Origin of the sequence: Gloeocapsa sp. PCC 7428, from assembly GCF_000317555.1 — a bacterium.
Classification (GTDB): Bacteria; Cyanobacteriota; Cyanobacteriia; order Cyanobacteriales; family Chroococcidiopsidaceae; genus Chroogloeocystis.
The window spans coordinates 2,206,268-2,221,935 of sequence record NC_019745.1 but is presented as its reverse complement, the minus strand read 5'-3'; the positions used below and the strand labels follow the sequence as shown (position 1 = coordinate 2,221,935).

Genomic DNA, 15,668 nt, shown 5'->3' with positions numbered 1-15,668 from the left:
GATGGCATACGGAGACTGCTAGATGAATAGCGATATCGATCAGTTAGAAACGCAGAACCCAAGTTCACCTGGAGGACCACAGTATACAGGTTGGCAAGCAGCGATCGCCCGCTACTTTAAATTTGGCGAATACAGAACAAACTTTCGCATCGAGATTTTAGCAGGATTGACGACTTTCATGACGATGGCGTACATCTTAGTCGTTAACCCTTTAATTTTGTCGGATGCGATTTTCTTAAATCAGCCGCGCGATTTGTTTGCGGAACAAGTTTTTGCAACTGCGATATCCGCCGCAGTCGCCACCTTAGTTATGGCATTTGTAGCCAAGTATCCTTTTGCGTTAGCCCCAGGAATGGGTTTAAATGCGTTTTTTGCTTACTCAGTTGTTCTAACTTTAAATATTGACTGGCGCTTAGCACTCTCAGCCGTATTTGTCGAAGGTTTAATTTTTATTGCGCTCACCTTGACAAATATTCGACGGCAAATCATCGATGCAATTCCGCTTTCGCTTAAAACAGCAACTTCGGTAGGTATTGGGTTATTTATTGCCTATATTGGACTTTCCGGCAATCCAGAAACAGGAGGCGCGGGAATCATTGTTGGGAGTGAAGTCACAACAACAACATTGGGCAGTCTACAACAACCAAACACACTTTTGGCGATCGCAGGTATTTTTATCACAACCGCATTCTTAGTACGTCGCGTGAAAGGCGCATTACTGTGGGGAATTCTTGGAACTGCATTACTCGGCTGGATCGTAGGTAACACGCCTTGGCCTACAGGAATTGTACAGTTTCCTACCGCACCAACAGATTTAATTGGGCAAAGTTTTGTTGGTTTTTCGCGGTTAACCGCAGCTAATTTTATCGATTTTGTCGCGGTTCTACTTGTATTTCTATTTGTTGATTTATTTGACACCGTAGGGACGCTTGCTGGCGTGAGTATGAAAGCAGGATACATTAAAGAAGATGGACAACTACCACGCGTTAACCAAGCGTTATTTGCTGATGCGGTTGGAACGACATTCGGGGCGATCGTTGGCACATCAACTGTAACAACTTATGCTGAATCAGCCGCAGGCGTTTCCGAAGGCGGGCGTACAGGTTTTGCTGCGGTAATTACAGGTATTTTGTTTATTTTCGCAATCTTTCTTGTGCCGATCTTCGAGGCTATTCCCGCGTACGCGACAACGCCCGCATTAGTGATTACAGGTGTCTTAATGATGGCAGGTGTTTTAGAAATTCGTTGGGGCGATCCTGCTGAAGCAATTCCGGCATTTTTGACAATTTTCTTTATTCCGCTTTCTTACTCAATTGCAACAGGACTATCAGTAGGTTTCATCACGTATCCTATTGCTAAAACATTACAAGGTAAAGCTCACGAAGTCACGATCGCTACCTGGATTCTGGCAGCAATCTTTATCGCTAGATTTGTGTTTATGACATTACGTTTTGGAACTGCTGAGTAATACAAAATGTCGCTTCAAGCTTGGTAATTGGCAAGAATATTAAGTAAGCGGTGAAAATAAACATAACTTAAAAGTTGGTAACTGGTAATTGGTAATTGGTCAAGCAAAATATATATTACTACTCCCCAACAAATGTTATGTGTGATATTTACTTACCCATTACCTATTTCTTAACTTCTATTCAAAATGGATACTTTTCTACAAGAAATTCCTAAAGCTGAATTGCATATTCATATTGAAGGTTCTCTCGAACCAGAAATGATGTTTGCCTTAGCGAAGCGTAATGGAATTGAACTCGCCTACAAATCTGTTCAAGAAGTACGCGATGCGTATAACTTTCAGAATTTACAGTCGTTTCTCGATCTGTATTATGCGGGGATGAGTGTGTTGCAGACACAACAAGACTTTTATGATTTGACTTGGGCATATCTGCAAAAAGCGGCTGCGGAGAATGTAAGGCACACCGAAATATTTTTTGATCCGCAAGCGCATACTTCTCGCGGAATTGAGTTTGCAACGGTTCATGCAGGTATTTATCAAGCGTTGCAGGATGCTAAAGAAAAACTTGGTATTTCTGCTTATTTAATTCTGTGTTTTTTGCGACACTTGAGTGCAGAATCAGCAATGGCAACTCTCGAACAAGCATTGCCTTATAAAGATACGATTGTTGCTGTGGGCTTAGATTCATCCGAGATGGGCAACCCACCATCAAAGTTTCAGCGGGTTTTCGATCGCGCACGCGAAGCTGGATTTTATACCGTAGCACACGCAGGAGAAGAAGGACCACCCGAATACATCTGGGAGGCGATTAAGCTATTAAATGTGTCGCGTATCGATCATGGCGTACGTTGTATTGAAGATACTCAACTTGTGAAATACTTGATTGAACAGCAAATTCCACTTACGGTTTGTCCGCTGTCGAATATTAAGCTATGTGTTTTTGATGCGATGGAGAAGCATAATATAAAACAACTACTACACATGGGATTGTGCGTAACGGTAAATTCGGACGATCCTGCTTATTTTGGTGGTTATGTTGCTGAGAATTTACAGCAAATTCAGCAAGCCTTGGGTTTGAGTCAACAAGATATTTATCAGATGATGAAGAATTCTTTTCAAGCTACTTTTTTGAATCCTGAAGAAAAACAGGCGCAAATTGCAGAATTAGATTATTTTATGGCGATATCTGTTGCTTAGATCTGCTGTATATATTTTAGATACCGTCCGACGGAAGTCGGGGCTATATAAACAAAGTGTGCCTACGCATACTTGTAGTAAGAGTTTTGTGTTTGTCTAACGCGCCATTAAATACTATTGACAATTTTGATTAAATGTGCATTGACTTGAACTTTGCTCAATTCGCGGACTAAGTGTTGTGCTTGGTGATAATACAAAGCTTGTGGCAACGTTGCGGGTAAGTTTTGCATTAATTGGCGTGCGATCGCCAAACGACAACCGGAAATGAGGGCGATCGCATTGGCACCATCAAAAATTGCATCCTGATATAAAGCCTTTTCAACGCGTAATTGCCACTGTCGCGGGGCTAACTCGCCGCGTTCGATGCGTTGTAGACTATGGCTTGTGGCAAGAACAACTAGGCGATCGCCAACATAGAGTCGCGTTTCGTACGCAGGCATTAATTTTGCTGACTCATGTTTATGATGATACAAAAGTGGTACGACACCGTAACCGTAAGCAACTTCAGACAACATCAAACCATTCAAGGTATCTCCCGCTGCAATGATGTATTCTGTCACGAGTACGGTTGTGCCGTTGAAGTGAAACAAACTCAAGACGTTTTCGCCAAACGCCGCTGCTGCAAAGACTTCTGCCGATAATGCTGAAGCGCATAGTACTTGTGCATAAGGAAATAGCCGCGCAACGCGATCGCTAAAATGTTGATCGTAACAATGAATAACAATGCCCAACTGCGGATTCAGCGCATGAAGCATCAAGCCAACTTCCAGATTTTCTAAATCATCCTCGGTAATTACAATCGCACTTTTCGCATTTTCAAGATGCACTTTGGTAAATGCATTCGCGATGTTGTCTACAACGAGTGGCATTTGCGGTAATATTCCAGGATCTAACTCTGCGTGACTAATTCCGACAATTGATTGCTTGAATTCTTGTAACAATGTCGCGACGCGTTGACTCAATCTACCTAACCCAATCACAACAATATGATCTTGTTGTGGTAGCGGCGGGCGACTTCTAAAGTGAAACCGCGAAGTTAACAGCATCTCAATAAGTAAGGCATAAAGTACGCCGATAAATGCCGTACCTGCTAGCGCGAGTATTAAACTAAAAACTTGTAACCCCAAAGATAGCGGAGTTTCTGGTTTAATATCACCGAATAAATCGCCGTAGCCGCCTAACAATAACGTTGCTGTGGCGTTGAAAGCTGCTTGTAAGTCAATCTCTGGATATTCCCAGCGAAACAAAATTGTCCCGCAAACTAATAAAGTTAAGACTGTCGCACCACAGATTACCGCTACACGGCGGGTTTGATATTGATACGCCCACTGCCAAAATTGGCTGAATTGCTGCTGGAGATGACGCGTTAATGTGCGAGAAACAGCGTGAGGTAGTTGCTTAGTAGAATGTGTTTTTGCTGGCTGTGCGGTGCTGCTTAACTGCGCAACTTCGATGTAAACTATCGTATCGCCTGCCTTTACCGTTGCTTCGGGTTCCCACTCGTAGAATTGTTTTGGCAGTTGTGCAGTGTTGGTTGTATGACTCAAGATACGACGATTGCGAGTATTTAAGCCGTATACCCACCAGCGATCGCACCAGCGATCTCCTGGTTTAATTTGATACTTGATAACTTGTAGTAGCTGCCCTTCTAAGTTAAAATACCCCAAGGTTTGATCGCCCAAAGCGGCTAAGGCAAATGCGGCGGCTGATAGCTGACTCGGCTCAAAAGCTACAAAATTACCGAGATTTTCACTCAAAAGTTGATTGAGATTTTGTTTATCAGATCGCAAAATTAACCGAATGTGTGGATTCAATAAGCGTGCGGCGAATGCTGCTTCTGTATTTCCGCGTTCGTCACTTGTAACTAAAAGAACTGAGCGACATTCATGAATTTTAACTTGTTCTAGAATACTCGTTTGACGACAATCACCGATCGCTAAATCATCTAATAAGCTTGGTAAGTCAGGAATTTCCCAATTTTGCGGCAATACTAAATCAATCGCACTTACGGCAACACCATAATCTTTCAAAACCGCGACACAGTGTTGTCCTAAACTACCAAGCCCACAAACTAAAAAGCGCGTTAATTGCGGTGGCGGCTTGTTAGTCTTTGTACTTCCTGATGATGGCAGCATAATGAGAGGCGAAAGGGTAGAGAAGGGAATTTAGTGCCTTGGCTGTAGCTAGAGGATTTAAATATTGAGTATCTTTTTATTTTAATTTTGTCTTAAATTAAGAATAAGCTTATGATTACGCGCTGATATTAATTAAATTGAAAATGTATATAACGCCAAACTTATATACTAAAAGTTAAACTCATATAGTATTCATTTTGAACAATCATTAAGTAACTTTTCTAATTATTTGAACTTTAACAATGAAAGCATCTAAAAAAAACGATAATCATGCCAAAGATGCCGATGATGCGACCAAGAAGAAATTAAAAAATAAAGTCTATGAAAGAGAGTTATCGCAGTTGCAAATTGAATTGGTGAAATTACAGTATTGGGTAAAGCATCAGGGTTTGCGTGTCGGTATAATTTTTGAAGGGCGTGACGCAGCAGGTAAAGGCGGCACAATCAAACGAATTGTTGATTGCTTAAATCCGCGTGGTTGTCGGGTAGTTGCTTTAGGAACACCATCAGATCACGAGAAAACACAATGGTATTTTCAGCGGTATGTACCGCACTTACCTGGTGGTGGAGAAATTGTACTATTCGATCGCAGTTGGTACAACCGTGCTGGAGTTGAGCGCGTAATGGGTTTTTGTACTGAAGAACAATATCAGGAATTTTTGTTTTCCTGTCCGCAATTTGAGCGGATGTTAGTGCGATCGGGCATGATATTACTGAAATACTGGTTTTCGATTAGCGATGAAGAACAAGAACGTCGCTTTCAATCACGCGCTAGCGATCCGGCGAGACGCTGGAAACTTAGCCCGATGGATATCGAATCGCGCGATCGCTGGGTAGAATACTCCAAAGCCAAAGATGTGATGTTTGCGCATACTAATATTCCTGAAGCCCCGTGGTTTACTGTCGAAGCCGACGACAAAAAACGCGCGCGTCTCAATTGCATCAGTCACATCTTAAGCAAAATTCAATATAAAGATATCGTTCCCGAACCGATGGAATTACCGCCAAGACAGCCTGGTAGTGATTACATCCGCCCTCCCAAGAATGAGCAGTTTTTTGTGCCAGAAGTGTATTAGGAGGAGCGAGATTTGATGATTATTAGCTCTTTAATACCCGCCTACCCTCATACTTTATTACCGTCTCAATAATTGATTTTTAACTGGACTCGATATTAGGAGGTGATGGGTAATGAGATTTTACTTTCAAGAAAGTTTTCTTTGCTCGTACTCAAACTAGATTTAAGCCTTACTGAAATGAGTTGTACTGCACAGGCTTTGAGTTCGGGTTGATGCGAATCGGGATCGTGTTCAGGGTGCGTGAGGGCGTTAGCTTCGGTTTCATCGCCCCAGAGTGCGCCCCAGTGCATTGGCACAAAAACTGTACCAGGTGCGATCGCTTTGGTAATTTTTGCGGGAAATTTTGCGGTTCCACGTCGCGATCGCACTTCGACTAAATCGTTTTCTTGAATCTCTAGCTTCGCTGCATCGCGGGGATGAATCTCAAGAAATGGCTGCGGGTGCATCTGCTTAATTTTCTCGATTCTTCCGGTGCGCGTCTGCGTGTGCCAGTGTCCGTATAATCTCCCATTTGTTAGTACAAACGGATACTCAGAATCTGATGGTTCAGCAAGTCCTTTTGAGTGATAAGCACTGAACCGCGCGCGTCCATCAGGTGTCGCAAAGCGCAAATCAGTATACAATCGTTTCACACTAACTGCGTGTAAATTCTCTCCTAATTGCCCCTGTCTTGCTTCAGGACAAGGCCATTGTATTGGATTTTGTGCTAACTTGGCGTGACTTATCCCCGTCATATCGCAAGGGCGATCGCGCGTTAACTGCACGTACTCTGCATAAACTTCCGCCGAGTTTTTAAACGGAAACTTATCCGCAAATCCCAAGCGTCGCGCGACTTCGGCAATAATTTCCCAATCTGGCTTGGCTTCCCCTACAGGCGGACGAAATGCCTTACATAGCGTCACAACGCGTTCAGAATTTGTCATTGTGCCGGTTTTTTCACCCCATTGCGCCGCTGGGAGAAGTAAGTGGGCATACGTAGCGGTTTCGGTGGGGTAGTACGCATCTTGATACACCGTAAACGGCGATCGCAGTAACGCAGCTTGCGCGCGCTTGACATCAGGTAAACTCACCGCTGGATTCGTAGCGACAATCCATAGCAACCCGACATCTCCCGTTTCCAACCCTGTCATCATCTCCCACGCAGTCCGTCCCCAGTGTGGTGAAATTCTGCCTGCGGGAACGCCCCAAAATTGCTCGACTTCGGCTCTATCTTGGGCATTTTGGACGTGACGATAGCCTGGTAATAAATTACACAACCCCCCAACTTCGCGCCCGCCCATTGCATTTGGTTGACCTGTGAGCGAGAATGGACCACACCCAGGTTTGCCAATTTGCCCCGTCATTAAATGCAAGTTAATAATGCTGCGTACTTTAGCGGTGCCTTCTGATGATTGATTTACACCCATCGACCACAGCGACAACACGCGTTTGCTTGTTCCCCAGTACCGTGCGGCAGTTTCCAACTCTTCAACCGCTATGCCACACTTGCTCGCGACAACTTCGGGCGGATAGTGCGAAATCACCTCAGCAAACGCCGGAAAATTCGCCGTACACTCGCTGACAAACTCAGACTCGAAATAACCCCAACGCAACAATAAATGCGCAATGCCATTGAGTAAATCAATATCTGTCCCTGGATGGATTGCCAAATGTAAATCGGCAACTTCGGCGGTAGGAGTGCGGCGCGGATCGACCACAATCATTTTGACGACGTTGTGGTTTTTCTTGTGGTGTTTTTGTAGGCGATTAAAAACAATCGGGTGACATTCAGCGGCATTAGAACCAATAATAAACGCGCAGTCGGTTAAATCGAGGTCTTCATAACAGCACGGCGGACCATCCGCGCCCAAGCTTTGTACATATCCCGCAACTGCTGATGACATACACAAGCGCGAATTCGAGTCAAAGTTATTCGTTCCTAAGCAACCTTTGAGCAGCTTTTGCGCAACGTAGTAATCTTCGGTTTGCATTTGCCCCGAACCATACATACATACCGCATCGGCTCCTTGAGTCGCGCATACTGATTGAATGCGATTAACAATGCGTTCGTATGCTTCGTCCCAGCTAACGCGGCGAAACGGCTTATCTAACGAGTCGCGTAGCATCGGATAACGCAGGCGGTTTTTGTCGATTGCTTCAGCGATTGTTGCACCTTTGACACACACCATTCCTTGACTCGAAGGATGATTGCGATCGCCTTTCACCTTCCAAATCGGATTACCTTGATTATCTCGATTAATTGCCTTCCCTGGCTGCGCTGGCGGCGACACCTCCAAACCACAGCCTACACCACAATAGGGACAGAGGGTTCTAGTTGTATCAGTCATTGTTAATATCCCTCAATCTAGGGGTTAGGGGAGCAGAGGATCAGAGGAGTAGGGGTGCAGAAGAGAATGAACAATTCAAAATTCAAAACTCATCACTATTCACTAGCCACTCATCCCTCACCCTTCTCTACTCATCTACATGGGCAAAACGGCGATAGAGGAAGTCTAAAGCTTGGTTGCGTAAGTTGTAGTATTCGGGGTCTTCCATGATGCGGGCGCGGTTGCGGGGGCGTGGGAACGGAATATTCATAATTTCCCCGATATTTGCCGCCGGACCGTTTGTCATCATCACCAAGCGATCGGCTAAGAACAATGCTTCATCGATATCGTGCGTAATCATCAGTACAGTGACTTGATGATCGCTCCAAATTTTCAGCAATTCTTCTTGCAATTCCTCACGAGTAATCGGGTCAAGCGCGCCAAAAGGTTCGTCTAAGACTAAAACTTTTGGACGCAACGCCAAAGCCCGCGCAATTGATACGCGCTGTTTCATTCCGCCAGAAAGTTCTCTGGGTTTTTTATGCGCTGCATCTGTAAGTCCAACAAGCGCGAGATGTTCGTTAGCGATCGCAGTTTTTTCAGCTTTAGGTTTATTCGGATAAACCGAATCAATACCCAAATACACATTTTCAAACGCACTCAGCCACGGCAAGAGTGAATAATTCTGAAACACCACCATGCGATCGGGACCAGGTTCCGTAATCCGTTTTGTTTGGAGTCGCACCTCACCTTCACTCGGCTTACGAAATCCTGACACCATATCCAAAAGCGTCGATTTACCACAGCCAGAGTGACCGATTAAACAAATAAATTCCCCTTCATAAACCGTGAGATTAATACCATCCAAAACGGTGTATGGTCCTGTTGGTGTCGGATAAATTTTAGAAACGTTATCGATCACAAGAAACGGATCGCCGTTGAGAACTTCGGGTTTTCTAACAGTTGTGGTGTTCAGCGTTTGCATATTTAGATATCAGTAAGAATTACGGTTCACAATGTTTCAATTTTGGAGAAACTGGAGTTATGGGATAACAACTAACTGCTATTCACTCGCCCCTCGCCTCTCGCCCCTCGCCCCTTTCTACACGGCTGCGGGCGTCGCATCAACGACAACTTCTTCAATCCGCACATTGCGCTTGAATTTGAGGCTATTCAGATAGCGAATTGGGTCATCAGGATTGAACACCGTGCCATCAAAGAAGTGAATCGAACCGCGATCGCGTTCTATGTCTAACAAGTCGAGATCTCTTGCTGCTGCACCGAATAAATCGACACGCTGCACCCGATCCAAAATTTCGATCCAGTTTTTCGGAAAAGGTGTAATTCCCCAACGGGCCAATTGCGTCATCATCCACAATCCCTCCACGCGATAAGGACAGTTCGTGCGATCGACGTAAAATTGGTTGTACCGCAGCAGCATTTCAGGTTCTGTATCGTTACCGCGATCGTATTCGTCAACGAATCCAGGGCGAATGTATTCTGGTGCAACGCCGATGTACTGCGGTTGGGCTAACAGCGCGACAATTTCTTCGCGATTGCGGCGATCGTCGCAGTATTCGCACGCTTCGAGCAAGGCTTTAATTAAAGCAAGGTGCGTTTCTGGGTGTTGATTTGCCCAGTCTTCGCGAACACCTAAAACTTTCTCGACGTGTCCGTTCCAGATATCCGAATCTGTTGCAATGACAAAACCTAATTTTTCTTTAACCGCACGGGAATTCCAAGGTTCGCCCACGCAGTAGCCATCGATGTTTCCGGCTTTGAGGTTCGCAACCATTTGCGGTGGCGGAATCACCGTGAGACTTACATCTAAATCAGGGTCGATATCTGCGGAAGAAAGCCAGTAGCGCAGCATTAAGTTGTGCATCGATGCGGGATGCACCATGCCGAGAGTATGAACTTTATCTGGTGTGCGCGCGATCGCCGCTTTAAAATCAGCAAGTGTCCGCACTCCTTCATCATAAAACCGCTTACTTAACGTAATTGAATTACCATTACGCGCTAAAACTAACCCTGTCACGATCGGTTGCGGGGCTTTACCATTCATTCCCAGCGTCATGGCTAAGGGCATTCCTGCGGTCATTTGCGCGGCATCAAGGCGGCGTGTTGCCACACCTTCGGAAATCGCTTTCCAACTTGGTTCGCGCGATAGAATCACTTCATCTAAACCGTATTTCTCAAAAAAGCCTTTCTCTTTCGCAACGACCAACGGCGCACAATCGGTTAAAGGAATAAAGCCGATTTCGAGGTTGACTTTTTCTAAACCATTGCGGGCGATCGCCACCGTTTGCTGTGCTTTACGCTGCTTCGCGCGTTTTTGTTGATTCAGGAAATAAACAATTTCGTTGCGCAAGCTGTAGTAATTCGGATGATTCACAACTTCCAAGCGATGGCGCGGACGTGGAAAGGGAACTTCGAGAATTTGCCCGATATGCGATTCGGGTCCATTCGTCAGCATGACAATGCGATCGGATAATAGCAATGCTTCATCGACATCGTGCGTCACCATCACACACGTCATGTGGTTTTCCTCGCAGATCTTCATCAACTGATCTTGCAAACCACTGCGCGTCAAAGCATCGAGTGCGCCAAACGGTTCATCGAGTAACAGTAATTTGGGGCGAATCGAGAGGGCGCGGGCGATCGCCACCCGCTGTTTCATCCCCCCAGAAATTTCGCCTGGGCGTTTATTCGCCGCATGACGCAGCCCGACTAAATCAATATGTTGTTCAACAATCCCTCGGCGTTCGCCTTTTGGCACATTGCTCATCACTTCATCGACGGCTAAAGCAATGTTTTCGCGTACTGTTAACCAAGGTAGTAATGAGTAATTTTGAAACACGACCATGCGATCGGGTCCAGGCTTGGTAACTTGTCGCCCTTCGAGTAATACCCCACCTCTTGCCGGACGATTTAGCCCCGCAATAATATTCAGTAGCGTAGATTTACCACACCCAGAGTGTCCAATTAACGAGACGAATTCGCCTTGTTGAATTTTCAGTTCAATATTGCGTAGCGCGACATAAGTGCCACCACTCGGTAACACAAATTCCTGATCGACGTGATCGACTTCTACAAATACTTTCATAACTTAATTTAATGAGAGGTCAGGGGTTGGGGTTCAGGGGTTAGGGGAAGGATAAACTAAAACGAATTTCTCTGTAATAACAACTTTCACTCGCTCCTCACTCCTCACCCCTCACTCCTCTGTTAAGCCTTTTGCTCTTCTGGGACAACTTTGGAGGCGACAAAAGCCACGATGCGATCGAGGATTAGACCAACGATACCGACATAAATTAGCGCGAGGATAATCTCACTCAAGCGCGAACTGTTGTAAGCATCCCAGATAAAGAAGCCGATTCCTACACCACCTGTTAGCATTTCTGCGGCGACGATCGCTAGCCAAGATAAACCAATCCCGATTCTTAACCCCGTAAAGATATAGGGAACCGCAGACGGAAGTAATATTTTCCAGAAAAACTTTGGTCCCGACAGGCGCAGCACTTTCGCAACGTTGCGATAATCTTGGGGAATTTGTTGTACGCCCACGGTGGTGTTAATGATGATCGGCCAAATTGCGGTGATAAAGATGACGAAAATTGCCGAAGGGTTAGCTTGTTGAAATGCTGCGAGTGACAGCGGTAGCCATGCCAAAGGTGGTACAGTCCGCAACACCTGAAATAAAGGATCGAGCGCGCGATAGATAAACGGACTAATACCGATGAGAATTCCCAGCGCAATTCCGGCGATCGCCGCTAAGGAAAAGCCGATCGCAACTCGTCCTAAACTGGCGAGGATTTGCAAACCTAATCCTTTATTTGTTCCACCATAATCAAAAAACGGGTTGATAATCAAAGGGTCCCATGTTTCTTGAAGTACCGTAATTGGACCTGGTAAATTTGCATCTGGGCTTGAAAAAAGTAGCTGCCAAACAATTAAAAAAACAGCGATCGCAATCAGTGGCGGCACGATGTATTTTGTTACGAAGGACATCGTCTTTTGCTGATTTCTGCTTCTGGGGGCGCGGCTACCAAGTGTTGTCATCCTCTGCTGTTCTCCTATTCCGTATTCTTACAACTTTCAAGTTATTGCGATCGCTTAAGCTTTTTTAATCTTCAAGCTATTCAAATACGCCGTTGGATTTTCTGGGTCAAACTTTACGCCATCAAAGAATGTTTCTACACCACGCGAAGGACTCTTGGGAATTTCAGCCGCTGGTACGCCAAGCGCTTGGGCAGCTTCGCGCCACAAATCTTCGCGGTTCACTTGATCGACGACCGCTTTCGTGTCAGTATCGCCTGGAATATAACCCCAACGAATGTTTTCAGTTAAAAACCAAAGGTCATGACTCTTGTAAGGATACGAGGCGTTATCGCGCCAGAACTTCATCAGTAATGAGTTGCTGTAGTCTTCTACGCGACCGTTGCCATAGTCGTACTTACCTTGGAAGCGACCTAAAATATCTTTTGCTGGTACTCCCAACCACTGACGATTAGCAACAATATTTGCCATTTCCTCTTTATTTTCTGGCAAAGCACACCACTGCTGCGCTTCTTGCACCGCCATCAAAATGGCTTTCGTTGCCTTGGGATGTTTGTCTACCCAGTCCGCGCGCATTGCCAATGCTTTTTCTGGATGGTCTTTCCACAGTTCGCCTGTTGTGAGTGCGGTGTAACCAATGCCTTGAGTAACAGTTTGTGCAGGCCAAGGTTCACCTACGCAGAAGGTTTCCATGTTGCCTACGCGCACGTTTTGTACCATCTGTGGCGGTGGTACGACAATCAAGGAAATATCACTGTTAGGATTAATACCACCCGCAGCTAGCCAGTAACGCATCCACAGATCGTGCGTTCCTCCAGGAAATGTGACGGCTGCCCGCAAATCTTTTCCTGCTGATTTTTGTTGCGCAAACACTTGTTGCAGTGGCGAACTATCTAGCCCAACCTTCAGGTCGTTATAATTTTTTGATAGCGAAATTGCCTGGCCATTGGTGTTGAGTCGTGCCAAGATGTACATCGGCACGCGATTGCCCTGCGTAATCGTTCCCAATGACATGAGATAGGGCATCGGAGTTAAAATATGCGCGCCATCGATGCCACCACCACCAGAACCTAGCACGAGGTTATCACGCGTGACTGCCCAGGACGCTTGCTTCGCGACTTCCACGTCGGTCATGCCATACTTATCAAACAGACCTTTTTCCTTGGCAATAATTAAAGGCGCAGCGTCTGTTAGCGCGATAAATCCTAACCGCGCAGTTGTGACTTCTGGTGCATCAGCAGGGTTGATATTCGCCGCAGGAACGGTACTGCTATTATTTGTCGCGGTGTTATTGCCGTTAGAACAGCCATGCATTAATAGTGAAGCCGCAGTTGCAGTACTTGCCGTAAAAATAAATTGCCGTCTCGTAAACTTGGTCATCTTCTTGATTCAGTTGAATTGTTGCTAATCAAATACGGTTGAATTATTGGCGGCACTCTATCGAGTCACCATCGCTTCTTGCTTGGGCTTCGCATCAAAATGCTCTATCAGCAAATCTCGTAACACTGGCTGTAAATCTTCACAGGGAATTCCTTTTGTGACACAAGTACCAAGGTGTGCATCTTTACCCACCTTGCCACCCATATAAATATCAACGCCTTCTACTGTCTTGCCGTTTTTACGAACTTTAGTTCCCATCAATCCAATATCTGCAACTTGTGGTTGACCGCAAGAATTCGGACATCCTGTCCAGTGAATGCGCACTGGGCGTGTCAGATACAGTTCGGCTTCGAGTGCCTTAATCATTCCTAAGGCTCGATTTTTGGTTTCAATCAAAGCAAAGTTGCAAAACTGCGCGCCAGTACATGAAACCAAACCTCTAGTTAACGTATCTGGGCGAGTAGAGAAGCGTTGCAATAATGGTTCGGCTAGAAAAGCATCGAGGCGCGAATCTGGAATATTGGGAATAATCAAGTTTTGCTCTACCGTCAGCCGAATTTCACCATCACCATAAACTTCAGCAAGTCGAGCAATGTCAAACATATCTTGGGCGTAAAGCCGTCCCACTGGGATATGTAACCCGACATAATTTAATCCTGGTTGCTTTTGGCGAAAAACACCAACATGGTCGCGTTTTTCCCAATCGATTTCATCTTTCTCAGCAGCAAGTTGCAGTTCTTGACCAAGCTGTTTTTCAACTTCCGCGCGGAATTTATCGATTCCCCACTCGTCGATGAGCCACATCAAGCGCGACTTTTGGCGGTTTGCCCGCAGTCCACGATCCCGAAAGATTTCTAAAACGGCTTTGCATACCGCGACAACAGCTTCAGGAGGTACCCACGCATTCAGCGGAATCGCCGCATCACAGCGCTTAGCCGAGAAAAAACCACCAACGATGACGTTGAAGCCAAAAGTATTGTCTTTAAATGCGGGAATGAATGCCAAGTCGTTAATTTCAGCATGAACCGAATTATCGCGCCCGCCGGTAATCGCAATGTTGAATTTCCGAGGCAAGTTTGTAAACGCCGGATTACCTTCGCCATTGTTGGTAATCATGTCTTGTACTTGGCGGACTAAATCGCGCGTATCAAATAACTCATCCGCATCAAGTCCAGCAACTGGATCGCCAGTAATATTGCGTACGTTGTCCATTCCTGACTGCACACTCGTTAATTCTGCGGCGCGAAAGCGGTTAAAGATATCAGGAACATCTTCGATTCGTATCCCACGTAACTGAATATTTTGCCGAGTCGTGATGTCTGCATTGCCATCATCACCGTAGCGCTGCACAACTTCACCAAGTACGCGTAGCTGATGACTGGTGATGATACCGTTGGGTATGCGCATCCGCATCATGAATTTACCAGGAGTCACAGGGCGAAAGAAGACTCCTAACCACTTGAGGCGATGGTCGCGATCGGTTTCGTCCATTGCTTCCCAGCCGATCGCTGCAAAATGTTCTAGTTCGCCTTTGACCGCAAGTCCATCTTTCTCGGCTTTGAATTTCTCGAATTTATTTAGGGTTTCCTTCTTGGCTGCGTCTGTCATAGTGTCCCCTCTTTGCCTTTGTGCGCGCTGGATATGAAAAAAGTAAGATGCTGATTCAAAGCGGCTTAGTTTGTTAGGTTATTCGGTCTAAAAATGAAAAGTCGTATAGCTAGTTACGCAGATTGCTGTTAGGACAAAACGATAATTACCTTCTTTGATTTGCAAACCTTGCGGCTACATAAGAAATACTTGTTTATTGCAATGTGCCTGACAACATCCAAGTTAGAATTACATTGCAAGTATTTTCGTATCTTATGTAACTAAATATTTCAAATCATGAAGAAAATGCATAGATTTGATGCATTTTTTGCAATAAGCTCCATCGTAAGGTGGATGCAAAACACGCATAATTGGGAAATTCATGACATCATAAGCTTTAGCAAGCGATTTACACAGTGATTTTGGTTAAGTTTTGTAAAAAGAGCAACGATGATGCTTC

General features: G+C 45.3%; 10 protein-coding genes. 3 read left to right on the top strand and 7 right to left on the bottom strand.

Features of this window, described 5'->3' with window-relative positions:
• The first annotated feature begins 22 nt into the window (after positions 1 to 22).
• Both GLO7428_RS09710 and GLO7428_RS09705 read left to right on the top strand, forming a co-directional pair.
• Entirely contained in the window at positions 23 to 1,468 is a 1,446-nt protein-coding gene (locus GLO7428_RS09710; protein ID WP_015188390.1) for an NCS2 family permease, read from the top strand.
• Positions 1,469 to 1,654: 186 nt separating this feature from the next.
• Positions 1,655 to 2,665, top strand: a complete 1,011-nt coding sequence (locus tag GLO7428_RS09705) for an adenosine deaminase (protein WP_015188389.1) — start codon at positions 1,655 to 1,657, stop codon at positions 2,663 to 2,665.
• Between the two features lie 107 nt (positions 2,666 to 2,772).
• On the opposite strand, the gene GLO7428_RS09700 is transcribed toward GLO7428_RS09705, so the two are convergent.
• The gene (locus tag GLO7428_RS09700) at positions 2,773 to 4,800 is read right to left on the bottom strand and encodes an NAD-binding protein (RefSeq protein ID WP_015188388.1); all 2,028 of its coding nucleotides are present in this window, start codon (positions 4,798 to 4,800) and stop codon (positions 2,773 to 2,775) included.
• A gap of 242 nt (positions 4,801 to 5,042) precedes the next feature.
• Between GLO7428_RS09700 and ppk2 the strand changes: the two genes are divergently transcribed.
• Positions 5,043 to 5,876 (top strand): polyphosphate kinase 2, encoded by an 834-nt coding sequence (gene ppk2 / locus GLO7428_RS09695; RefSeq protein WP_015188387.1) that lies wholly within the window; start codon positions 5,043 to 5,045, stop codon positions 5,874 to 5,876.
• Positions 5,877 to 5,971: 95 nt separating this feature from the next.
• On the opposite strand, the gene GLO7428_RS09690 is transcribed toward ppk2, so the two are convergent.
• The 6 genes from GLO7428_RS09690 to GLO7428_RS09665 form a co-directional block, all read right to left on the bottom strand.
• On the bottom strand, positions 5,972 to 8,203 hold the full coding sequence (locus GLO7428_RS09690; protein ID WP_015188386.1) for a molybdopterin oxidoreductase family protein: 2,232 nt from the start codon (positions 8,201 to 8,203) through the stop codon (positions 5,972 to 5,974).
• A 127-nt stretch (positions 8,204 to 8,330) separates the two neighbouring features.
• Positions 8,331 to 9,167, bottom strand: a complete 837-nt coding sequence (locus GLO7428_RS09685) for a nitrate ABC transporter ATP-binding protein (protein WP_015188385.1) — start codon at positions 9,165 to 9,167, stop codon at positions 8,331 to 8,333.
• 117 nt (positions 9,168 to 9,284) lie between these two features.
• A complete protein-coding gene (locus tag GLO7428_RS09680) occupies positions 9,285 to 11,288 on the bottom strand; it encodes a nitrate ABC transporter ATP-binding protein (RefSeq protein ID WP_015188384.1) in 2,004 nt (667 codons plus the stop codon).
• 122 nt (positions 11,289 to 11,410) lie between these two features.
• The gene (gene ntrB / locus GLO7428_RS09675; RefSeq protein ID WP_231295614.1) at positions 11,411 to 12,193 is read right to left on the bottom strand and encodes a nitrate ABC transporter permease; all 783 of its coding nucleotides are present in this window, start codon (positions 12,191 to 12,193) and stop codon (positions 11,411 to 11,413) included.
• A gap of 105 nt (positions 12,194 to 12,298) precedes the next feature.
• Positions 12,299 to 13,621, bottom strand: coding sequence for a CmpA/NrtA family ABC transporter substrate-binding protein (locus GLO7428_RS09670; RefSeq protein WP_015188382.1), 1,323 nt, complete (start codon positions 13,619 to 13,621; stop codon positions 12,299 to 12,301).
• Positions 13,622 to 13,678: 57 nt separating this feature from the next.
• Complete coding sequence (locus tag GLO7428_RS09665; RefSeq protein ID WP_015188381.1) at positions 13,679 to 15,229, bottom strand: ferredoxin--nitrite reductase; 1,551 nt, start codon at positions 15,227 to 15,229, stop codon at positions 13,679 to 13,681.
• Positions 15,230 to 15,668: the final 439 nt, after the last annotated feature.